Here is a 20965-nt window from a genome sequence, read left to right on the forward strand (position 1 = left end):
CTAGTCAGCCTTTAAATATCTTGCCATATCAGGAGGAAGCGGCGCCGTAAAAATCATTTTCTCATGTGTTAATGGATGTGTGAAAATTATTTTTTTACAGTGGAGTGCCTGTCTGTCCATCATTTCGTTAGTGGGACCGCCGTATAAATCATCGCCCATCAGTGGATAGCCTAGATAAGACATATGTACTCTAATTTGATGAGTCCGGCCTGTTTCAAGCTTGAGTTCAACATGAGTAAATTTATGGTGTCTTTCTATCACCTGATAATGAGTACATGCATATTGACCATCTTCGCGAACCTCCCGCTCAATAATGCTGTCCTCTTTCCTGCCAATCGGTGCTGCTATCGTCCCGCTGTCATCAGGAATTATACCGCTTGCTATGGCCTCATAGGTTCTGTACACCTGACCTTTTCGCTGCATTAAACTGAATAAGTGATGGACATGTCGATGCTTTGCTACAAGTACAATACCGGAAGTATTTCGGTCGAGTCGTGTGACAATATGCGGTGCAGAACAAAAACCTAATTTTTCATAATAACCGACGAGGGCATTCGCTAAACTTCCGGAAGGGTGCTCTCTGGAAGGAATCGTATTCATCCCGGCAGGCTTATTAATGACAACAAGAAATTCATCTTCAAACAGAATGGTAAGCGGGAGGTCTTCTCCCTTTGCCCCTTCACTTGGTGATTCGAGCGGGAAAATGACAATTAGTTCGTCTCCAGTCTGAAGCTTATATCTAACATTTACCGTTTCCTTATTGACAAGGATGCTGCCGCCTTTAAATTTTATATCTGTCAATGCCGTCCGAGAAATTTCTTCTATTTTTAAGAAATCTTTAATCAAAAGGCCTGCATTGTGATCATCGATTTCCCACTTCAGTTGAAAACGTGATGTCATATGAATACCCCCCGCCGCTTTTTAATCAGAGATAAATGAATCATGTACTCTTTTCCAAAATGGGAACGGCCGGAAACGGGCAAAACGGATTTTTTCTTCCGGTACTCTGAACTGAATCGATTTCACGTCCTTATGCAGCAGCGTTAAGTGATCAATCGTGATCTGGAAATCCGAGCGATTGACTGGTTTCAGCAGGCATGTATGATGCGCTGGAAGAATCAGCGGGGACCCTACTGTTCTAAACACCCGATTGTTAATCGAGGCCATTTCCGCAATCTGAATTGCGGAAATTGACGGATGTATTATCGCCCCTCCAAGAGCCTTATTATAAGCGGTACTTCCGGAAGGTGTGGAGACACAAAGCCCGTCTCCGCGGAAACGTTCAAAATGCTGACCACGGATTTCAACATCCATAACTAGTGTTCCATCAATACTTTTTACGGTTGATTCGTTTAACGCTAAGTATCTTGCTTCTTTCCCGGCATGGGAATAGCGGATGATAACCTCAAGGAGCGGATATTCGACCACTTGATAAGGGGTTTTGGCAATCGCAATGACCAGCTTTTCGATTTCATCAGGTGTCCAGTCGGCATAAAAGCCAAGATGACCCGTATGGATTCCAACGAAAGCCGTTTTACTTAAACGGCTGCTGTAACGGTGAAAAGCATATAACAGCGTGCCATCGCCGCCAATAGAAATAACAATATCCGGCTGGTCCTCATCATAAATGAGATCAAAGTCGAGTAGATACGTCCTTATCTTATGCATCAAAATATTCGATTTTTGATCTCCTTTTGACGTAATGGCAAATTTCATTTTAATATTCTCCTCGTAGAAAAAATACTTTCAAATACCGTTTATTAGCTTTTCTCTTGCTGCTTTAATTCTTTTTTTCGAGTAAAAAAGGCCTGAGCGTCTTTGATTTCCCCGCGTATTAATGACATTTCCTCATCTAGACGAAATGCTGCCTCGGCCGCTCGCTTCAGACGCATTTGAATATCAGAAGGAAAAACACCTTTATACTTATAGTTAAGAGAATGTTCAATTGTTGCCCAGAAATTCATTGCTAGCGTCCTGATTTGAATTTCTGCAAGAATTTTCTTTTCTCCATGAATCGTTTGAACCGGATACTGAATAACGACATGGTATGAGCGGTATCCGCTTGTTTTTTTATGTGAGATATAATCCCTTTCCTCGATGATGTCGAAATCATTGCGGTTTCTTAATAATTTGACAACCAGATGGATATCCTCAACAAACTGGCACATAATCCGGAGCCCTGCAATATCTTGTATTTCCTCTTCTAATTTATCTAGTGGAATTCCTTTTTGGTTCGCCTTATCAAGAATACTGGCGATTGGTTTGACACGGCCGGTAACAAATTCAATCGGTGAATGATCCGAGTCCAAGTCAAATTGCCCTCTCATGCCCCTTAATTTTACTTTCAGTTCATCTATTGCTTGTTTATATGGGGCTAAAAATTGGTCCCAATGCTTCATTGAATCCACCTCGATGTCTATCTTAAAAAATTTCTTCTACTTTTTCGACCATTTCTTTTCCGTAATTACTGTTACCTTTTATATTGCCAATAATAAATCCTAATTCATCATGAAAATGGAGTAATTCCAACTCCTGATCAGATCCTGACAGCCATACAGGCAACACCTGCTCTAAGGCGCTTTTTAATTCAGACCAAATTTGTTCTGGTAAAACGATATATGTATAATCCTCCTGATCCTCCATCAAATATATGAATGAATATTGTTCAGAATCTACGAGGATTTGCCCTGCGGGAATTAAACCACTGAGTGATTCAGATACTTCTAATTGCAGCTTTGTTTCGGTTATACTAGCTTTTGAGACAGTTAATCTTTGCTTCATCTTCTTCCCCCTATCCTTTTTCAACCTTATTTTAGCATAATGGAGACGATTCTCCCAAGAGTTGCTGTGACACAAAAGGAAACTTTATGAAAGGTTTGATATTAATGACGCAAAATCTAGAAATTGAATTTAAAAATATGCTGACAAAACAAGAATATGAAATGCTCCTCCAAGCATTTCATATTGACAAAAAGGAAATTTTCACTCAAGAAAACCATTACTTTGATACACTGAAGTTTTCTCTAAAAAACATCGGCTCTGCACTGCGGATACGCAGGAAGAAAGATCAATTTGAGATGACACTAAAGCAGCCGGCACCAGTCGGATTGCTGGAAACCAATCAATTATTAAGTAGAGAAGAAGCTGCTGAAGCAATCCAAGCTGGCAAACTGCCTACTGGAAAAATTGAAGAAATTTTGGAAGAGAATAGCGTCCAGTTAGCTGATATCCAATACTTCGGTTCACTTGTAACAAATCGTGTTGAAGTTGAATATGAAATTGGTTTGCTTGTCCTTGACCACAGCCTATATTTAAATAGGGAAGATTATGAACTGGAATTTGAGGTCGAGGACTATCCAAAAGGAAAAGAAGTCTTCCATAAGCTGTTAAAGCACTATGGGATTCCAATACGGGAAACAGAAAACAAAATTCGCAGATTTTATCAGGAGAAATACGAACAAACCAGCAGCAGCTGACATTTCCATTAGATGCTTACTTCAGGAAACTATTTCTACTAAAATAGATTACTTTGTATACATTAATAACATAATTAAACGATTTAATGTGCATTTCCAAGGCAATTAATTTGTGATATGAAATAGGCATTGCTACAATAAACATACAATGAATTGAAAAGGAGTTGTCAACATGATTGAGGATAATATGACACCATTTGATCGTCTTGGTGAAAAAACTCTTCATAATCTAATCGACACTTTTTATAGCCTTGTTGCACAACATCCTGATCTTGCTCCAATATTCCCGAAGGATTTAACTGAAACTGCTCGGAAGCAGAAGCAATTCTTAACACAATATTTAGGCGGACCACCGCTCTATACAGAAGAACACGGTCATCCGATGCTGCGTGCCCGGCATATGCCCCATCCTGTTACACCGACAAGAGCAAGGGCATGGCTTTCATGTATGAATGAGGCGATGGACAAGTCAGGGTTAACTGGACCGCTTCGGGATGAATTTTATTCGCGGCTGTACTTAACGGCCCAACATATGATTAACACCCCAGATTCGGGTGAAGAAATTGATGGTGACATTCGTGAATAGCTCTTGGTATCCTGGCTCAAAGAAAAATTGTCATTGCCATGATAAAAAGCCTATTGAAATTTATATGTTTATCGACCCGTTATGTCCTGAGTGCTGGGCCCTTGAGCCAATTATTAAAAAACTTCGGATTGAATATGGAAAGTACTTTTCCATAAAACATGTTCTAAGTGGAAGACTGGCAAATTTAAATCTTAGCAGCAAAAAAAATTATGAAAATATCGCTAAGGTTTGGGAAAAAACTGCTAGCAGGTCAGGAATGTCCTGTGACGGGAGTCTATGGCTTGAAAATCCTGTGGATGCCCCCTATAATGTTTCGATAGCGCTAAAGGCGGCTGAACTGCAAGGAAGACGTGCAGGGATTCGCTTTCTGCGTAGAATGCAGGAGGAGTTATTTTTAGAAAAACAGAACATTTCTAATTTAACGGTCCTTCTGGAATGTGCGAAAAGCGCAGGTCTGGATATTGAGGAATTCATAAATGATATGCATTCGGAAAGTGCAGCAAAGGCCTTCCAATGCGACTTACAAATCACAACTGAAATGGATGTTACCGAAATACCGACCCTTGTATTTTTTAATGAAAATGTAGAGGATGAAGGGGTTAAGATAACTGGTACTTATCCTTACGAAGTGTATGTTCAAATTCTTGAAGAAATGCTTTCGGTCAAACCGGTTAAAACCCCTCCACCACCACTTGAAGCATTTTTGAAATTTTTTAAATTTGTTGCATCAAAGGAAATAGCGGTGGTATATAACATGCCGATTTCTCATATTGAAAAAGAAATGAAAAAGCTTCTTCTTAAACAAGTGGTAGAACAAGTTCCAGCGAAGTATGGTACATTTTGGCGCTATATTGAGGATTGATAAATGTCGGTTTTGAGTACCGACATATTTTTTATTGTTCAAAAAAATGCCCTGCAGTTATTAATCTGCAAGGCATTTTCTATAAATACGAACAAAGGGGATGGGAGAAATTTTTCACGGTCAAACAAAGGGGTATATGTTTGTTGGTGATCAACTTCCGTATTTAATATAACATGAAGCTAAATACCGAACAATAAGATTGTGCTTTTTTTCACATAATTGTCAAAAAGTCATAAATTCACAAAATGGACAATAGACTTATAGTAGACAAATCTGAATTTAAAGGTGGCATAGCACCCTTGAAGAGTTTTCCTTATTTTATCATGATACTCTTTTTTGTCATAGCATTTTTCCTTCATATACTTGCTCTATTGAAAGTTTTCCCATTAATTATTAGTGTCCCGCTATTATTTATTTCAATTTTAATCATGCTTCTTTACTTCAATAATCGGAAAAAGTTTAAAGGGTTTTAAAAAAGATATTTTAATTGCTTCTACATCACTATCTATTGGTGAATCGGATAGTGATGTCGTCTTCTATAAATAATAACCCTGAGTGAAATCATTTTGTCACTTATCTATCCAGTTTTTTGTTGCCTATAGGTTTGATTGGAATCACTTCCCCATCTCTTTTTCCGAGTTTTGTCGCCAATACCCCCGATTGGAATCACTTCTCCTTCTCTTTCTCCGAGTGTTGTTGCCAATACCCCCGATTGGAATCACTTCTCCTTCTCTTTCTCTAAGTTTTGTTGCCAATCGCTTTGATTGGAATCACTTATATCCAATATCTATATGGAATTGGCGTCAATCCACCCAGTTTAAAAATACATCTCGTTTATTACGTAAAAAAGAGCCAGTACCATCCTGGCACCAGCCCCTATTTTATTCATGTACTAACATTTGCTCTAATTCACCTAATTTTTCTTCAAACACCTTTAGTGCATTTTTAACCGGATCGGCGCTGGTCATATCTACTCCAGCCTTCTTCAGCACTTCAATTGGATAATCTGAGCTTCCGGCACTTAGGAAATCAATATAGCGTTTTACCGCCGATTCGCCTTCTTCTAAGATTTGCTTGCTTAACGCGGTTGCCGCACTAAAACCAGTCGCATATTGGTATACATAATAATTGTAATAGAAATGCGGAATTCTTGCCCACTCCAAGCCGATTTCCTCGTCAATTATAATGTCCTCTTCACCAAAATACTTTTTGTTTAAATCATAGTAAAGTTCCGTTAAGGAATCAGCTGTTAATGCTTCGTTGTTTTGCGCCTTTTGATGTATCAAATGCTCAAATTCCGCAAACATGGTCTGACGGAATACTGTGCCGCGGAAGCCTTCTAAATAATGGTTTAACAAATAAATCCGCTTCTGCTCATCATCAATTGTCTTTAATAAATAATCATTAAGCAGCGCCTCGTTGCATGTTGAAGCAACTTCAGCAACAAAAATCGAATAATTGCCATATGGATACGGCTGTGATTTTCGAGTATAGTAGCTATGAACCGAATGTCCAAATTCATGCGCCAGCGTAAATAAGTTATTCACATTATCCTGCCAGTTCATTAGGATATATGGATTGGTTCCATATGCCCCTGAAGAATAAGCACCACTTCGCTTGCCTTTATTCTCATGGACATCCACCCAGCGATTTTCAAAACCTTCCTGTAAAACTTTACAGTATTCCTCACCTAATGGAGCTAGACCTTTAAGCACCATGTCTTTTGCTTCTTCATACTTAATTTCCATTTTTACATCTTTTACTAGCGGCGTATATAAATCGTACATATGTAATTCATTTAATCCTAATACTTTTTTACGCAGCTTCACATAGCGATGTAATAAATGGAGATTTTCATTGACTGTATTGACAAGGTTGTCATAGACACTTTCCGGAATATTATTCGTAGAAAGAGCCGCGTGTCTTGCTGAATCGTATTTCCTGACTCTTGCATTGAAATTATCCTTTTTCACATTACCGCTTAATGTGCTTGCAAATGTGTTCCGAAAATCTCCATATGTTTTGTAAACCGCTTTAAAGGCATCACGTCTTACTCGCTGATCTTCACTTTCCAAAAAGCGAATATAACGCCCATGAGTAATTTCAACCTCTTGTCCGTTTTCATCCTTAATGGATGGGAATTCTAAATCCGCGTTATTCAGCATCCCAAACGTATTGCTAGAAGCATCCATTACTTCTCCTGCTTCTGCTAATAGCGCTTCCTGCTCAGCGCTTAACACATGCGGCCGCTGGAGATTTATTTCCTCGATTGCATGCTCATAAAGCTTTAATTCCTGTTTTTCATTTAAAAATCCCTTTACTTTGTTCTCATCAATGGAAAGAATTTCGGGAACAATAAAGGCTAACGCACTGGCAACCTGTGAATACAAATTTTTCATCCGGTCGTCTAAGCCTTGATAAAAAGAATTTGTAGTGTCCTGGTCATATCTCATATGTGAATATGTATACAACTTACCAATCCGCTCGAGAAGCAGGTCCTCATATTGTAATGCCTTATAAAAAGTATCTGCACTTTCACTAAGTTTACCTTCAAATTCTTTTATTCCTGGGATTAGACCTTTTACTGCTTGAAATTCTTTTTCCCATTCCTCATCGCTCGAAAAAATATCCTCTAATCTCCAAGTATCCTCTACAGGAAGTGTACTTCTTGCCGGAAGTGATTTTACAGCCGATTCGTTAGTCATAATTTGACCTCCATTCAACTTTATTCGGAATACGAATAGTATTCCACTTACATATATTCTTTTCATTAGGTCTATTTTCCTTTTTTATCTCAGGAAAAAACCGAATACTCATTATTATTATGCCCATTGCTTTTTTTTCATTTATTATTTCGAGAAAATGCTTTAATTTTTTGATGAAAAGATTGCCACATTTCTTCTTTCTCACGATTGGACCTCGGCAATAAAATTTTTTGTTTCAGTTGAAATGTTGTTTCTGTCAGCTTGGTTAATATACCTAATCGTTCTAATAGAAATAAGTAGTCCAATATTGCATCCATATATGGTACTTTATCCAGCTGCGGTAACTGGCGTATAGTAATCTCTTTTCGCCTGATCCTTTTTTTAATAAAATAGGTAATCTCATTCACAGTTATAAAATCACCAAGTTTTTTTCCAATCAATACATCAAAAAATAAATAAGATTGCCAGACAACCGTTGAAGTTTGAATAAATAGAGAATGTGGTACAGGCAGACCTATTTCAGCTGGCAATAAAAAAAGATTCATCTCTCGGTTATACAATTCATGAAGAAATTGATTAGAACGTGCTCCGTTGTTTAATCCCCAATGTAGTTTAAATTGATTAACGACTGCTTCCCATTTTGTGATAGACAACTTGTTAAATGTGAAAGCGGGGGCTAATAATTGTTGTAAACTCATTCGCTCCAGCCTGTGAAATGAATGATGAGCAAACGCGTTTTTAACGGAATAAGGTATGATGGAATCTATGAAGTGAAAAAGTCGTTTTTCGGGGCAATATGCGGGAATATACAAATTCCCCATCTCTGATGTTCGTAAAAATAAATAGTGAAAGTTTGTTAAAGAAGCGATATTACTTTTTCTAAAAGGAAGATGCTGGTTCGAGATGATCCAAAGCGGTGTGTAACCATTTTGTAAATATGAATGTGTCCGCTTACTGAAAATATGTTCTGGTATTGGAGAGCATTGATATTCTAATGCGTATTTCTTCCCTTGATACATGAACATGATATCAGGCCGCTGCTGAATCCCTCGGTCATAATACTCCAATATTGCAGGTATTTTTTGATTCATCAACCAATGATATAGCTGCAGCTTTCCTTCCAGATGATTTTCAGTTTCGCCATCAAAAAGTTCAATACAGGTCCCCGCTCGTTTGTGGGCAAAATGGAAAATTCGCTGATCTCCTAATTTGAGAACAACATCCTCTCCGCAAACCGGGCAGACAAATTCTTCATTTTCCCGTAAAGATAATAGCACCTCCTTCCTTTGATTATTTCCAAGACAGATTGTTTTTCCCGCTTTTGTACACGCTGTTAACAAGCGAACCCCTCCCTTATTCCGTACATAATTCGATAGAATCTGCGGGAATCCTCTAAAAAAAACCCGCCAAATGTGACGAGTTTTTTACAAAAGAGGAGACAAAAGCCGTGCTGTTGATTCAAGTAAGCGAAATCCAATATGCCGTTCCTCAAAAGCTTTTAAGTCTATTTGTTTCGAATATTGAAGATCATTCTCATATTCTTCAACAAGTTTTTGCGTACTTTTCGTTCGGAATAAAAAGGCATTGACCTCAAAATTCAAGTGAAAGCTTCGCATATCCATATTAGAGGTTCCTATAGAGGCTAATTCATTATCAACTATCACGATTTTGCTATGCATAAAGCCGCGTTCATATTGGAATATTTTAACCCCCGCCTCAAGAAGTTCAGGAAAATATGATCTCGATGCATGGAAAACAATCCGCTTATCCGGACGATTTGGAACAAGCAGCCTTACATCTACCCCACTTAAAGCAGCCACCTTTAAGGCAGAAAATATATCTTCATCCGGAATAAAATAAGGTGATGCTATCCAAACTGATTTTTTCGCAGCTGTTATCATCGAAAAAAAGATATTTTTGATAACGCTCCATTCGTTATCAGGCCCCCCGGCAATCAGCTGAACACCGCCATGACTTTTTAGGTCAATTTGCGGGGATAAATATTCTGCAGTTAAAAAACTATGACTTGTCATATAATACCAATCCTGAAGAAAAATCAACTGTAAGCTTCTTACTGCTTCCCCCCTCAGCATTAAATGTGTATCCCGCCAAAATCCGATTTCCTTATCCCTGCCTAAATATTCATCCCCAATATTTAATCCCCCGACAAATCCGATGGTACCATCAACCACAATAATTTTCCGGTGATTACGGAAATTAAATTTATTGTTTAAAAACGGCAATTTAACTGGGCCAAAGGGGACTGTTTCAATACCAGCATTTTTCAGATCATTAATGTAAGTCTTAGAAAGCTGCCAAGAGCCCACGGCATCATACATAAACCGAACCTTAACTCCTTGATTTGCTTTTTCAATTAAAACATTTTTTATTTCCTGGCCAATATGGTCATGCCGGACAATATAATATTCCATGTGAATATGATGTCTAGCCCTTTTTAATACCTGGATTATATGTCGGAATGTTTCATCCCCATTTGTTAAAACTTTCGTAGCCGTGTCAAAGGATATGGGACTATTTCCAAGCTTCTGTGCTAACGTAAATAATTGTCCATGATGCTCCCCCATTAAACCCCTTTTCTCTTCACTCCTAGGGTCATCTTCACCCTCAACCGTTAAAAAGGCCTGTTTATCAAGAAAATATTTTTTCCTGAACATTTTTTCTTTACGATAATTCCGGCCAAAAAGGAGATAAAAGATAAAGCCGACAAGCGGGAAACTTCCAAGAACCACAAGCCATGTAATCGTTTGAGATGGATGCCTGTTTTCTAAAAAGATGACAAACCCAATAAAAATGACTGATAACGAAATCATCACGCTAAGGAAGCCAAGTATTCCGCTCTCTAAACGGTCTCGAAAGAAAAACAAAAGTATGGATAGTACCAACAGAAACAGAATTACCCTTACTGTGTTTTTCATTATCCTCACCTACCAGACCATTGAATATTTTTTATGTAAATAAAATAAAAATTCAATATTAAGAATTGTCCAGCTCCAGCGCCTAGCCCCTCGATGGTCTACAGCCAATCCGTCAAGAAGACTAAAAAACAGTCTTCTCGCCGGCTCGACTTATGCTCGTCGGGGCTGACCACTAAGAAAAACTCCTTAGAATAATCATCGCAGGAACAATCTGTGCTTGTTTCGAAAGCGCTTTCGCTTTTCTTCCTATGTAAAAATACCGATTTCAAATATTGAAATCGGCACTTTAATTAACTAAAATATTTTCGTAATTCCGCAAAAACATTGTCTGCTATTATTTCTTTCCCATATTCTTGAATTCGGTGAATCGTCAGCTGTGTTTCATAACCATATTCAAGCAGGATACTTAAAATATCATCGATTTCCTCTTCTTCAAAAGCATCTTCTGGAAATTCTACGTATAGATAATATTTACTTTCAAAATGATACAGCTTAGTGATTATACTATCTAAACCCGGGCGAGAACTCAGGCTTATTACATCCTCAAAATCTTTAAAGGCAAGTATGAATTCTAATGTATCGTCTTCGAGGATGTCGTCATCAGAATAATTGGGATTGAAATGCTGATCCAAGATTTCTTCTATTTTTTCATCAACAGGCAGATCTTTCATTTTGCCATTTGGAATTGGAAGCTCAAACTTCTGTCCATCTTTAGATAGCTGAGCTCTCGTTACAAGCACTTCTAGACCTTTATCAAGTGCTTGGACTTGGATCCAAAGCGGGCCTTCCATAGAGAACTCCTCTTCTTCATGAACTTCATCCATCATTTCCCAAAAGAGTTCTTCGCTTCGTTCGCGATTATACCAAATTTCCTCACGATCAAAGCCCCTCTCTTCTATATCAACATAGGAAATATAAAATTTTACTGTATATTCATTGATACGTTCAATCTCCATCTTTACCTCTCCCCTCCATTGTCCATATTGAAGGGACAAAAATACCCCCAGGCAGATAATGCTATTTAGTATTTACTCCCGTATAGAGGGTTATTCCATTTAAGGGGTCTCCCCTTCTGAAAACTATATACCCCCGTACTTTCATTTTATGACAAAATTGCTTTTTAGGGAAATAAAAAATCCGAAATATAACTAAACGATTAAAATGCCTATTTACAGAGCTAGAGACACTTTTTCACACAGTATCCACATGAAAGATATTCATTTTATTGTAGCAAATAATCAGGAAAATCACAAATTGTGGAGATATTAAAAAGCCTCCTTGAATAAAGAGGCTTTACTGTTAATTAACCATCCGCTGTGCTTCACGCAATTGAAATGTTCTTACCTTTCTAGGCAGAAACCGGCGGATTTCATCTTCGTTATATCCAACCTGCAGACGCTTTTCATCAATAATTATCGGCCGTCTTAGCAAGCCAGGATTTTCTTTAATTAATTTAAACAAATCTTGCAGCGGCATTGAATCTAAATTAACATCTAATTTCTGGAAGGTCTTTGATCTGGTTGAAATGATTTCATCAGTACCATCCTCCGTCATTCGGAGAATTTCCTTAATTTCTTCCATCGATAAAGGCTCAGAAAAAATATTTCTTTCTTTATATGGAATTTCATGCTCTTCTAGCCAAGACTTTGCTTTGCGACATGATGTACAACTAGGTGAAGTGTATAATGTAACCATATTTTCTTCACACTCCTCTTTTATTTGCAATCCACTATTTAGATGAAGCTATATATATGAGAGTTAAAAAGCAAAATTATAATTATTATAAATAAGTAATTTATATTATTTATTATACACCACTGTTTCTAAAAAAGGTATCCTTTTTTCAAAAATTATTGAAGAACCGCATATTTCAGCAGTTTTTAGTCCCACTATATTAGACGAATAATCTCCCAAAAAGTTTCATGCATTTTATTAATTTTGCTAAAAATTTTTCATATTTCCGAAAGACTGTATAATAATGTTCGTTTCGAGAAATTTCTTTTTTGTGGGTTTTCATTCAGTAATTTTTATATACCACAGTTATACATAACGTAAACATTTCAAACAAGTGACTATATCCCTATATTCTCAATTAAAAAACTAAATGAAAACGCATTCATTTGATTGCAACTTAATAAACTTTCCCCTTTCAATCTCAAGCAAGTTCTTTTAAAATAGGGTTGAGGGATATTAAATATATAGAGGTAAATATTTGATTAAAGAACATGGAGGGACTCGAGTGGCTGCTTACATAACAGATTTAGTAGTTGTCGCCTTATTAATTATCGGTATGACTGCGTTTATGGGTGACATAACAAATGGTATTGGAGAAAGACTTTTCGGCGGAAAGCGCCGCAGTGAATATGTTGATCAAAATGCCCGTTTTCAAACAGGCTGGAAAGCTGTTGGCGGGAAGAGAAAATAATTAGACAAACAATTTCTTTGGTGCAGTAAAGGACAAAATCTAAACAGATATTGTCCTTTTCTTCTTGGTTTGGATCTAAACAGATATTGTCCTTTTTTTCTAATGGTTTGGATCTAACCATTTATTGATATATGCTTAGATTTCTTAACCCTATATCATTATCCTTTGTTTAAAATCACATAGGTCCCTGCCCCAACAAATGCAAGAATCAAAATAATCAATGCCAATTTTTCACCCGACGGCAGGAAACGAAGCTTTCCATGATAGACCTTTCTCTTGGATACTAAAGTAGGTTCAAACCCCGTCTTGATCCATGGTGTGCGCTGATATGCAGACTGGATGCGATTCTTTAAGCCATTTGCCAATAAATTAAAAGATAGGGTGATCATTAGTAACGTAATCAATGGTATATATAAAATATAAGTTGAATTACTATAAATATTTTCCCTTGCCGAACCTACCAAGCCAGCGATTTCTTTCGTAATTGATAAGTAAATTTGTGAATCCGGTCTAAAAATTGTTCCGCCAATAAAGATTTTCATTAAGGCAAGCTGACCCATTATCGCAATTACATGGACGATTTCTAAAATAAACATAACGAGCAATGTTTCCTTTAACTGCGGAAAAATATGCTTCCATACAACACGATGACGGTTTGCTCCTAGAGTTTGAGCTGCTTCAATAAAAATTGATTTTGAAATTTCTTTAGACTTTTTTCGAACAGAAGAAATAATACTTGGAATACTAATAATTGATGCTATGATAATAAAGTAAGAGATTAGAATAAATGATTCTACTTTTTCATCAAAAGTAATTGGCATGAGAAAGAAATACAGGATTATAAAAAGCGGTACATAACTCCATGCGTTCTCAAATGCTTCAAGCCACTGAGGACTTTTCTTCCAGGTTCCTACATATAATCCAATTATAGTCCCTGCTGTCATCTTGAAAATCGTCACGACAGTTGAAATGATTAATGTATATCGGATTCCGTACAGAATCATTGACAACAGATCATATCCCCAGCGGTCCGTTCCTAGTGGATAATCCTTAGAATGAAATGGTTCAAGCGGTGGAGCTATTATTGTTCCATTTACATACCTTGTTCTAAGCGTCTCTGTCAGGGTATGAGGGGCCAAAGCAGGGCCAAAAGTAGCAAGAAAAATAAGAAGGACTGTTAATACAACCCCAGCATATAATGAATAATTGATGGATAAAATTTTATTCATAAATTAATCCTCTTTTGAATAAGTAAAGTACTATTCTAATAGAAAAGTAAACGATTAAAGAAATCAGCAACATAGAAAATAAGCCTATCGTAATTGGCTGAAACTGATTACTTTGAAAGATAAATTTCGTAACTCCGGGCACATTAAGTAAATACTCAATAATAAAGAGATTTCCGATTGCTAATGAAACAACTTTTGTTAATTCCGCAATAATAAAAGGTTCAATATTTTTATATACATGCTGAAAGTTTATGTAATTTGCAGGCATTCCTTTGGAAACTGCTGTACGAATATAGTCTTCACCGCTTGTCTGATAATACTTTACGGCAATTAATTTAAACATATATAAGGTAGGCGCTATAGCCGTTAGCATCATTGGAAACCATGTATTTAATGCTCCCGCATCAGGTCTGAAAGCAATCATTCTCACACCGGTAACTTCATAAATTTTTATCGCCAATACCAGTGAAAAAATGATTAAGATAAAATCAGGAATGGCTGCTAAAATATTTAGAAGTATATTAATGATTCGCGTTACGGTAAACCTGCTTAAAAAAAGTCCAAATAGTAACCCGGTTACTACTGCAGCCAGAACACCAACAAGCAAAATTGAAAAGCTGGTAAAAAAATTTTTTGTAATATCTGCTGCAATGTACCTAACCTGACCGCCAAGCTGGTATGTACCTAAACTTCCTCTAGCAAGTTCACGGATAAACTCTACATACATTTGATCCATCTGACTTAAATTCCAGGTTATATTTTTTTCCAAAGGGTTTATTTCAATAATCGCAGGTATGGCCGCAAGGAAGATAATAATAATAAAAATAAATACAGCTTGCTGCAATATTCGCATTGTTGCCCCCTTTCATATAACTATATTAATATACATAGTTACACCTTAATTTTCCTTGTTTACGGGAATATTGTCAATAAAATTCAATATATTTAAAAAGTATAAAAAATAATACGGTCTCATTGAGACCGTATTATTTTTTATATTGGGTTTTATATTGTTCAAATTCATTTTCCGAGCAGTAAACCAAATGACCCGGAGCAATTTCCCGCATTTCAACTTTTTCGTTTTCACCATAATGATGTGATGCTGGATCATATAAAATACGGCGGCGGGTTCTTTCAGATTCAGGGTCTGGCAGCGGTATTGCTGATAAAAGTGATTTCGTATATGGATGCATCGCATTTTTATAAAGGTCATCAGCCGGGGCCAATTCTACCAGTTTCCCGAAATACATAACCCCAATCCGGTCGCTTATATATTTAACCATTGATAAATCATGTGCGATAAACAGATACGTAAGTCCTTTTTCCCGCTGCAGTTTTTTCATTAAGTTAACAACCTGCGCTTGGATTGAAACGTCTAAGGCAGAGATTGGCTCATCAGCGATAATAAACTCAGGTTCAACTGCTAATGCTCTGGCTATTCCGATTCTCTGTCTTTGTCCGCCGGAGAATTCATGCGGATAACGATTCGCGTGCTCTTTATTTAAGCCAACAGTTTCAAGCAGCTCGTATACACGCTCCATTCGTTCTTTCTTACCTTTAGCTAATCCGTGAATATCAATTCCCTCTGCAATAATGTCCGCAACTGTCATCCGTGGGTTTAAAGAAGCATAAGGATCTTGGAAAATCATTTGCATTTTACGGTTGAATTTTTTCAATTCCGAATTTGACTTTTTGCCATGGACGTTTTCTCCATTAAACAAAACTTGTCCACTGGTAGCATCGTATAAGCGGATTATGGTCCGGCCAGTGGTCGATTTACCACAGCCAGACTCACCAACAAGCCCTAATGTTTCACCCCTATAGATATCAAAGCTGACATCGTCCACTGCTTTTACTTGGTTTGGACGCCCGATATTAAAATACTGTTTTAAATGTTTAATTTCTAATAATTTATCTTCCACTTATTTCCCCTCCTTAACAAGTACAGGTTTATCAAAGGTAGAGGATAATTTTCGCATCTTTCTTTTTACAGCTTCCGGCGGCTCCACTTTAGGGGCATCTGGATGCAGAAGCCACGTTTTAGCAAAATGTGTTTCTGAAATTTGGAACATTGGCGGCTCTTCCTCAAAATCAATAGCCATCGCGTATTGATTTCTAGCAGCAAATGCATCCCCTTTTGGAGGATTTGTTAAATCCGGCGGTGTACCTGGAATGGCAGCAAGCTCTGACTTATGATCACTATCTAAGCTTGGCATCGATGCTAACAAGCCCCATGTATAAGGATGACGCGGGTCATAAAAAATTTCATCAACAGTACCAATTTCAACAATTTGCCCAGCATACATGACAGCAACTCTGTCAGCTACATTGGCTACAACCCCTAAGTCATGGGTAATAAAGATAATGGACGTATCCATTTTCTTTTGTAAATCCTTCATTAATTCTAAAATTTGTGCTTGAATCGTTACATCCAATGCTGTAGTTGGTTCGTCGGCAATCAACAGACTTGGATTAGCGGCAAGAGCAATGGCAATCATTGCACGCTGTCTCATACCTCCAGAAAATTCATGCGGATATTGGTTAACCCTTTTTTCCGGCATAGGAATTCCTACGAGTCTTAGCAGTTCAATTGCCCGTTCTTTCGCCTGCTGTGATTTCATATTTTGGTGTTTGAGTAAAACCTCCATGATCTGATGTCCGACCTTCATTGTTGGATTTAATGAAGTCATCGGGTCTTGGAAGATCATACTAATTTCTTTACCACGGATTTTCTCCATTTCCTTATCTGTTTTCTTAACGATATCCTGGCCATGAAACAAAATCTGCCCGCCAGTAATCTTTCCAGGCGGCATGGGTATCAGCTTCATAATCGTTTGATTCAAAACTGATTTTCCTGAGCCGGATTCGCCTACAACAGCAAGCGTTTCTCCTTTATAAAGGTCAAAATTTATCCCTCGAACTGCTTGCACTTCTCCTCCATATACTTGGAATGAGACTTTTAAGTCTTTTACTTCGAGTATTTTTTCCATGTTCTCACCCCTTATTCCGTAATCGTGGGTCTAGAGCGTCACGCAGCCCATCACCGATAACGTTAAATGCGAAAATGGTCAGAGCAATTAGAATGGCAGGGAAAAATAGACGCCATGGGTAGTATTGAAGAGATGCTAAACCATCACTTGCCATTGTTCCCCAGCTGGCTAATGGCGGGGTTAACCCTAGACCAAGGAAACTTAAAAATGCTTCCGTAAAAATAGCAGAAGGTATTGTTAATGTCATGGTCACCAGAATGGAACCCATCGCATTAGGGATTAAATGACGTCCCATAATACGGGTAACATTTGCTCCAAGTGTTCTTGCTGCTAAAACATACTCCTGATTCTTTAATGATAACACTTCCCCGCGAACAATCCTGGACATATTAATCCAGCCTGTTATCGTCATCGCAATAATCATCGTCGTTAAATTTGCTCCCAAAACAACCATTAATAAAATAACGAGCAATAAATATGGTACACCATATAAAATATCAGCAATACGCATCATGATTTCATCGACACGCCCGCCTTTAAAACCAGCAATTCCTCCCCAAGTTACACCGATAATAAAGTCAACTATAGCCGCTGCTACACCGATAAATAAGGATATTCGGGCACCTTGCCAAGTTCGGGCAAACATATCGCGACCTAGGTCATCCGTACCAAACCAATGTGTTGATGAAGGTGGTTTATTCGTATTCATTAAATCATTTGTTGAATAATCAAATTTTGTCATATATGGTCCAAAGATTGCCATGAAAATAAGAATAATTAATAAAACAATCCCAAACATGGCAAGCTTGTTTTTTCGGAAACGAATAGAAACATCCTTCCAAAAAGAAAGGCTTGGCTTTGAAATTCTCTCGGCATCTGTTGCTTTTACACCAACAATTTGAAATTTTTCTTTTGAAATTTGCTGCATAATTATTCTCCTTTCTTCCCGCCAGCCAATTTAATTCGAGGATCTATTAGTCCATATGCAATGTCGACAAGGAGAATGGACACTAATAATAAAATACTATAAAAAACGGTAACACCCATTATAACAGTATAATCACGGTTAGAAATACTTAAAACGAAATGTGAACCTAAGCCTGGAATACCAAAGATTTTTTCGATAATAAAACTACCTGTAATAATACCTGCAGCCAAAGGTCCCATATAAGATACAACAGGAAGTAGCGCATTACGAATCGTATGTTTCATAATCATTGCTCCTCTGCTTAAACCTTTTGCCTTCGCGGTTTTAATATAGTCATTACTTAGAACTTCAAGCATGCTTGACCGAGTTAATCGAGCGATAAATGCCATTGGCGTAGCCCCTAGTGCCAGCGCCGGCAGGACTGTGTGTGAAAACGTTTCCCAACGAGCTACCGGAAAAAGTCCTAATTTAATCGCAAATAAATATTGTAAAAAAGTTGCCATGATAAAAGAAGGAACGGATATACCAAATACGGCTACAATCATTGCCGTGTAATCCTGCCACTTATTATGTCTTAAAGCAGCTATTACTCCCAATACAATTCCAACAGCAACCGCAAAAAGAATTGCTTCTAATCCTAACGCTAATGAAACCGGAAATCCATCATTGATCAAGTCATTTACAGTCCGTGATTCATATTTAAAGGATGGACCGAAATCCCATTGAACAATTCTACCTAAATAATCCCCATATTGAACATACCAAGGTTTATCAAGGCCATAGTGTTCATTAAGGCTTGCCTCAATTTCAGGAGGTAATTTTTTTTCGGATGTGAATGGGTTTCCTGGTGCTATTCTCATTAAGAAAAACGTTGCAGTAATGATCAGCAATAATGAAACAATCATATACAGCAAGCGTTTGCTAATATATTTAACCAAATGGCACACCTCCATATTTTGCTAGAAAGACCCCAATCAGAAACGAAGGTATACGGGAAATTTCCCATATACCTTTGTTCTAATTGGACATTTAATTGGGTTTATTCAAAATGAGCCCACTTAAATTGTACGTCACCAAGACCAGATACGACGACATCTTTTAACTTCTCGTTTTGAACCCAGCTATTAGTGTAGAAATAAATTGGTGCAACAGGCATTTCATCAATAAAGATAGCTTCTGCATCTTTTAACATTTGTAAACGTTTTGCAGGATCTGATTCAGTTTGAGAATCAGTCAGCAATTGCTTGAACTTAGGGTTTTCCCAGTTTGTATCATTGTTGCCGCCTTTTTTGTCACGGAACAACTCTAAGAAGTTAATTGGATCGTTAAAGTCACCTAACCAGCCCATACGGCCAATTTGATAATCGCCGGAATGAAGCTTCGTAATGTAAACTTTCCATTCTTCGTTTTCAAGTTTTACATTGATTCCGAGCTCTTTTTTCCACATATCTTGAATTGCTTGAGCAATCTTTTGGTGCCCTTCATCTGTGTTGTATGAAAGCGTAATTGTTGGAAGCTTAGAAGCATCGCTTAATCCAAGATCTTTTAAGCCTGCAGCTAAGAATTCTTTTGCTTTCGCTACATCATTATCTTTGAAGTAACCCTTTTCATTTTCTTCAATCATGGATGGTGGTACAGCTGCCATTGCTGGAATTTGTCCGCCAAGAGTAACGTTTTCTACAATTGCCTTACGGTTAATGGCATATGCTAGTGCTTTACGAATATTAGCATTGTTCAATGGCGGCTTTTCGGTATTAAATTTATACCAATAAACCCCTGCAATTGGCTGTGTATGAAGTGAACCATCAGACTTCAACTGTGGAAGAACATCGATTGGAAGTTTTCCAAGTGGAGAACCAGCCCAATCTAATTCACCATTCTTAAACATGTTAAGTTCTGTGTTACCATCATTGATCATATCCATTGAAATCTTCGTTAACTTAACATTTGCAGCATCCCAATAGTTTTCGTTCTTTTCAAGGACAATTTTGCTGCTGTGCTCCCATGAAACCATTTTGAATGGTCCATTTGATGTGTATTGGTCGCCCGCATCTTTATACCAGTCTTTGTTTGCTTTTGCAACTTTACTATTAACTGGAGAGTATGTGTAGAAAGCTGTTAACTCCAAGAAATAAGGAGTTGGGTTTTCTAATGTTACTTCCAATGTTTTGTCATCAATAGCTTTTACGCCAAGTGTATCAGCTTTTGCATTTCCTTCGTTGATTGCTTGACCATTTTTCACATAATACAGTTGATATGCGTATTGTGATTGGTTTGCAGGATCAACTGCCCATTGCCATGCATAAACGAAGTCTTCTGCAGTAACAGGATCTCCGTTAGACCATTTAGCATCACGAAGCTTAAATGTATAAGTCTTTAAATCATCAGAAGTTTTTACATCTTCTGCTGCTGCCATTTCAGGCTTACCATCTTTACCTATACGAGTTAAGCCATCATAGATTTGTCTGATGACACCGCCTGAAGTGGAATCGTTTGCAAGACCTGGATGCAATGAGAAAGGCTCAGTGCTGATATTAATCCGTAGTTCTTGCGCTGCGTCCTTCTTACCGTCTTCTCCTGTTTTACCTTTATCGCCGTCTGCATTATCTTTGCCGCCTGAACAAGCAGCTAGGAACATGCTTAACACTAGCGATAGTACCAGTAGTAGTGAAAGTTTTGTTTTCTTCACTTGTAGACCTCCCTTTTTCTATTTTTCTGAAAAATTACTACATTGCCTATTATACATATTTTAAAATTATTTGTACATTCCTTTTTGAAAATTAATTTCAACATCTAGCAAATTATTAGTATTCCTAGAAAAAAAGTGT

At 37.5% G+C, this 20965-nt stretch carries 21 protein-coding genes; 5 read left to right on the top strand and 16 right to left on the bottom strand.

Annotation, left to right across the window (positions count from 1 at the left end; all coding sequences use genetic code 11):
* Genes IE222_RS10030 through IE222_RS10045 form a run of 4 tightly spaced genes read right to left on the bottom strand, consistent with a single transcriptional unit; the run spans position 1 to position 2781 of the window.
* On the bottom strand, positions 1 to 900 hold the full coding sequence (locus tag IE222_RS10030; RefSeq protein ID WP_191272338.1) for an RluA family pseudouridine synthase: 900 nt from the start codon (positions 898 to 900) through the stop codon (positions 1 to 3).
* Positions 901 to 921: 21 nt separating this feature from the next.
* Positions 922 to 1716 carry an NAD kinase gene (locus IE222_RS10035; RefSeq protein WP_191272340.1) on the bottom strand — a complete coding sequence of 265 codons (795 nt, stop codon included), beginning with the start codon at positions 1714 to 1716 and terminating at the stop codon, positions 922 to 924.
* A gap of 44 nt (positions 1717 to 1760) precedes the next feature.
* Positions 1761 to 2399 carry a GTP diphosphokinase gene (gene yjbM / locus IE222_RS10040; protein ID WP_275671455.1) on the bottom strand — a complete coding sequence of 213 codons (639 nt, stop codon included), beginning with the start codon at positions 2397 to 2399 and terminating at the stop codon, positions 1761 to 1763.
* A 22-nt stretch (positions 2400 to 2421) separates the two neighbouring features.
* Positions 2422 to 2781: a UPF0738 family protein gene (locus tag IE222_RS10045; RefSeq protein ID WP_191272344.1), complete on the bottom strand. Its 360-nt coding sequence runs from the start codon at positions 2779 to 2781 to the stop codon at positions 2422 to 2424.
* A 104-nt stretch (positions 2782 to 2885) separates the two neighbouring features.
* On the opposite strand from IE222_RS10045, the gene IE222_RS10050 reads away from it, so the two are divergent.
* From IE222_RS10050 to IE222_RS27065, 4 genes are all read left to right on the top strand, one after another.
* Positions 2886 to 3476 (top strand): CYTH domain-containing protein, encoded by a 591-nt coding sequence (locus IE222_RS10050; protein ID WP_191272346.1) that lies wholly within the window; start codon positions 2886 to 2888, stop codon positions 3474 to 3476.
* Between the two features lie 172 nt (positions 3477 to 3648).
* Positions 3649 to 4062: a globin domain-containing protein gene (locus tag IE222_RS10055; protein ID WP_191272348.1), complete on the top strand. Its 414-nt coding sequence runs from the start codon at positions 3649 to 3651 to the stop codon at positions 4060 to 4062.
* Positions 4043 to 4924, top strand: coding sequence for a ClpXP adapter SpxH family protein (locus tag IE222_RS10060; protein ID WP_191272350.1), 882 nt, complete (start codon positions 4043 to 4045; stop codon positions 4922 to 4924). The genes IE222_RS10055 and IE222_RS10060 overlap by 20 nt, the downstream gene beginning before the upstream one ends.
* Before the next feature lie 323 nt (positions 4925 to 5247).
* Positions 5248 to 5397 carry a hypothetical protein gene (locus IE222_RS27065; protein ID WP_502253061.1) on the top strand — a complete coding sequence of 50 codons (150 nt, stop codon included), beginning with the start codon at positions 5248 to 5250 and terminating at the stop codon, positions 5395 to 5397.
* 408 nt (positions 5398 to 5805) lie between these two features.
* Here the strand turns inward: IE222_RS27065 and pepF are convergent, their stop codons facing one another.
* From pepF to spxA, 5 genes are all read right to left on the bottom strand, one after another.
* Complete coding sequence (pepF, locus tag IE222_RS10065) at positions 5806 to 7629, bottom strand: oligoendopeptidase F (protein WP_191272351.1); 1824 nt, start codon at positions 7627 to 7629, stop codon at positions 5806 to 5808.
* Positions 7630 to 7766: 137 nt separating this feature from the next.
* Entirely contained in the window at positions 7767 to 8969 is a 1203-nt protein-coding gene (locus tag IE222_RS10070; RefSeq protein WP_191272353.1) for a competence protein CoiA, read from the bottom strand.
* Between the two features lie 84 nt (positions 8970 to 9053).
* The gene (gene cls, locus IE222_RS10075) at positions 9054 to 10565 is read right to left on the bottom strand and encodes a cardiolipin synthase (protein ID WP_191272355.1); all 1512 of its coding nucleotides are present in this window, start codon (positions 10563 to 10565) and stop codon (positions 9054 to 9056) included.
* A 290-nt stretch (positions 10566 to 10855) separates the two neighbouring features.
* A complete protein-coding gene (gene mecA / locus IE222_RS10080; protein ID WP_191272357.1) occupies positions 10856 to 11521 on the bottom strand; it encodes an adaptor protein MecA in 666 nt (221 codons plus the stop codon).
* Between the two features lie 343 nt (positions 11522 to 11864).
* Positions 11865 to 12260: a transcriptional regulator SpxA gene (spxA, locus tag IE222_RS10085; RefSeq protein WP_191272359.1), complete on the bottom strand. Its 396-nt coding sequence runs from the start codon at positions 12258 to 12260 to the stop codon at positions 11865 to 11867.
* Between the two features lie 544 nt (positions 12261 to 12804).
* On the opposite strand from spxA, the gene IE222_RS10090 reads away from it, so the two are divergent.
* A complete protein-coding gene (locus IE222_RS10090; RefSeq protein WP_191272643.1) occupies positions 12805 to 12990 on the top strand; it encodes a hypothetical protein in 186 nt (61 codons plus the stop codon).
* Positions 12991 to 13148: 158 nt separating this feature from the next.
* On the opposite strand, the gene IE222_RS10095 is transcribed toward IE222_RS10090, so the two are convergent.
* From IE222_RS10095 to IE222_RS10125, 7 genes are all read right to left on the bottom strand, one after another.
* Positions 13149 to 14219 (bottom strand): ABC transporter permease subunit, encoded by a 1071-nt coding sequence (locus IE222_RS10095; RefSeq protein WP_191272361.1) that lies wholly within the window; start codon positions 14217 to 14219, stop codon positions 13149 to 13151.
* On the bottom strand, positions 14212 to 15072 hold the full coding sequence (locus IE222_RS10100) for an ABC transporter permease subunit (protein ID WP_191272363.1): 861 nt from the start codon (positions 15070 to 15072) through the stop codon (positions 14212 to 14214). The genes IE222_RS10095 and IE222_RS10100 overlap by 8 nt, the downstream gene beginning before the upstream one ends.
* A 133-nt stretch (positions 15073 to 15205) precedes the next feature.
* On the bottom strand, positions 15206 to 16141 hold the full coding sequence (locus tag IE222_RS10105; RefSeq protein ID WP_191272364.1) for an ABC transporter ATP-binding protein: 936 nt from the start codon (positions 16139 to 16141) through the stop codon (positions 15206 to 15208).
* A complete protein-coding gene (locus IE222_RS10110; protein ID WP_191272366.1) occupies positions 16142 to 17209 on the bottom strand; it encodes an ABC transporter ATP-binding protein in 1068 nt (355 codons plus the stop codon). It lies immediately after the preceding gene.
* Positions 17210 to 17213: 4 nt separating this feature from the next.
* Complete coding sequence (locus IE222_RS10115) at positions 17214 to 18137, bottom strand: ABC transporter permease (protein ID WP_191272368.1); 924 nt, start codon at positions 18135 to 18137, stop codon at positions 17214 to 17216.
* A gap of 2 nt (positions 18138 to 18139) precedes the next feature.
* Positions 18140 to 19075: an ABC transporter permease gene (locus IE222_RS10120; protein ID WP_191272370.1), complete on the bottom strand. Its 936-nt coding sequence runs from the start codon at positions 19073 to 19075 to the stop codon at positions 18140 to 18142.
* Positions 19076 to 19176: 101 nt separating this feature from the next.
* Positions 19177 to 20775: a peptide ABC transporter substrate-binding protein gene (locus IE222_RS10125; protein WP_191272633.1), complete on the bottom strand. Its 1599-nt coding sequence runs from the start codon at positions 20773 to 20775 to the stop codon at positions 19177 to 19179.
* Between the last annotated feature and the right edge of the window lie 190 nt (positions 20776 to 20965).

The organism is Neobacillus kokaensis, from assembly GCF_014656545.1.
Taxonomy (GTDB): domain Bacteria; phylum Bacillota; class Bacilli; order Bacillales; family Cytobacillaceae; genus Neobacillus; species Neobacillus kokaensis.

Excerpts from the sequence above, each read along its gene's own strand:
- IE222_RS10055 (WP_191272348.1), top strand. The coding sequence starts at position 3,649 with ATGATTGAGGATAATATGACACCATTTGATCGTCTTGGTGAAAAAACT.
- IE222_RS10045 (WP_191272344.1), bottom strand. The coding sequence starts at position 2,781 with ATGAAGCAAAGATTAACTGTCTCAAAAGCTAGTATAACCGAAACAAAG.
- pepF (WP_191272351.1), bottom strand. The coding sequence starts at position 7,629 with ATGACTAACGAATCGGCTGTAAAATCACTTCCGGCAAGAAGTACACTT.
- IE222_RS10030 (WP_191272338.1), bottom strand. The coding sequence starts at position 900 with ATGACATCACGTTTTCAACTGAAGTGGGAAATCGATGATCACAATGCA.
- IE222_RS27065 (WP_502253061.1), top strand. The coding sequence starts at position 5,248 with ATGATACTCTTTTTTGTCATAGCATTTTTCCTTCATATACTTGCTCTA.
- IE222_RS10050 (WP_191272346.1), top strand. The coding sequence starts at position 2,886 with ATGACGCAAAATCTAGAAATTGAATTTAAAAATATGCTGACAAAACAA.
- mecA (WP_191272357.1), bottom strand. The coding sequence starts at position 11,521 with ATGGAGATTGAACGTATCAATGAATATACAGTAAAATTTTATATTTCC.
- cls (WP_191272355.1), bottom strand. The coding sequence starts at position 10,565 with ATGAAAAACACAGTAAGGGTAATTCTGTTTCTGTTGGTACTATCCATA.
- IE222_RS10110 (WP_191272366.1), bottom strand. The coding sequence starts at position 17,209 with ATGGAAAAAATACTCGAAGTAAAAGACTTAAAAGTCTCATTCCAAGTA.
- IE222_RS10100 (WP_191272363.1), bottom strand. The coding sequence starts at position 15,072 with ATGCGAATATTGCAGCAAGCTGTATTTATTTTTATTATTATTATCTTC.
- yjbM (WP_275671455.1), bottom strand. The coding sequence starts at position 2,399 with ATGAAGCATTGGGACCAATTTTTAGCCCCATATAAACAAGCAATAGAT.
- IE222_RS10035 (WP_191272340.1), bottom strand. The coding sequence starts at position 1,716 with ATGAAATTTGCCATTACGTCAAAAGGAGATCAAAAATCGAATATTTTG.
- IE222_RS10115 (WP_191272368.1), bottom strand. The coding sequence starts at position 18,137 with ATGCAGCAAATTTCAAAAGAAAAATTTCAAATTGTTGGTGTAAAAGCA.
- spxA (WP_191272359.1), bottom strand. The coding sequence starts at position 12,260 with ATGGTTACATTATACACTTCACCTAGTTGTACATCATGTCGCAAAGCA.
- IE222_RS10125 (WP_191272633.1), bottom strand. The coding sequence starts at position 20,775 with ATGTTCCTAGCTGCTTGTTCAGGCGGCAAAGATAATGCAGACGGCGAT.
- IE222_RS10095 (WP_191272361.1), bottom strand. The coding sequence starts at position 14,219 with ATGAATAAAATTTTATCCATCAATTATTCATTATATGCTGGGGTTGTA.
- IE222_RS10060 (WP_191272350.1), top strand. The coding sequence starts at position 4,043 with ATGGTGACATTCGTGAATAGCTCTTGGTATCCTGGCTCAAAGAAAAAT.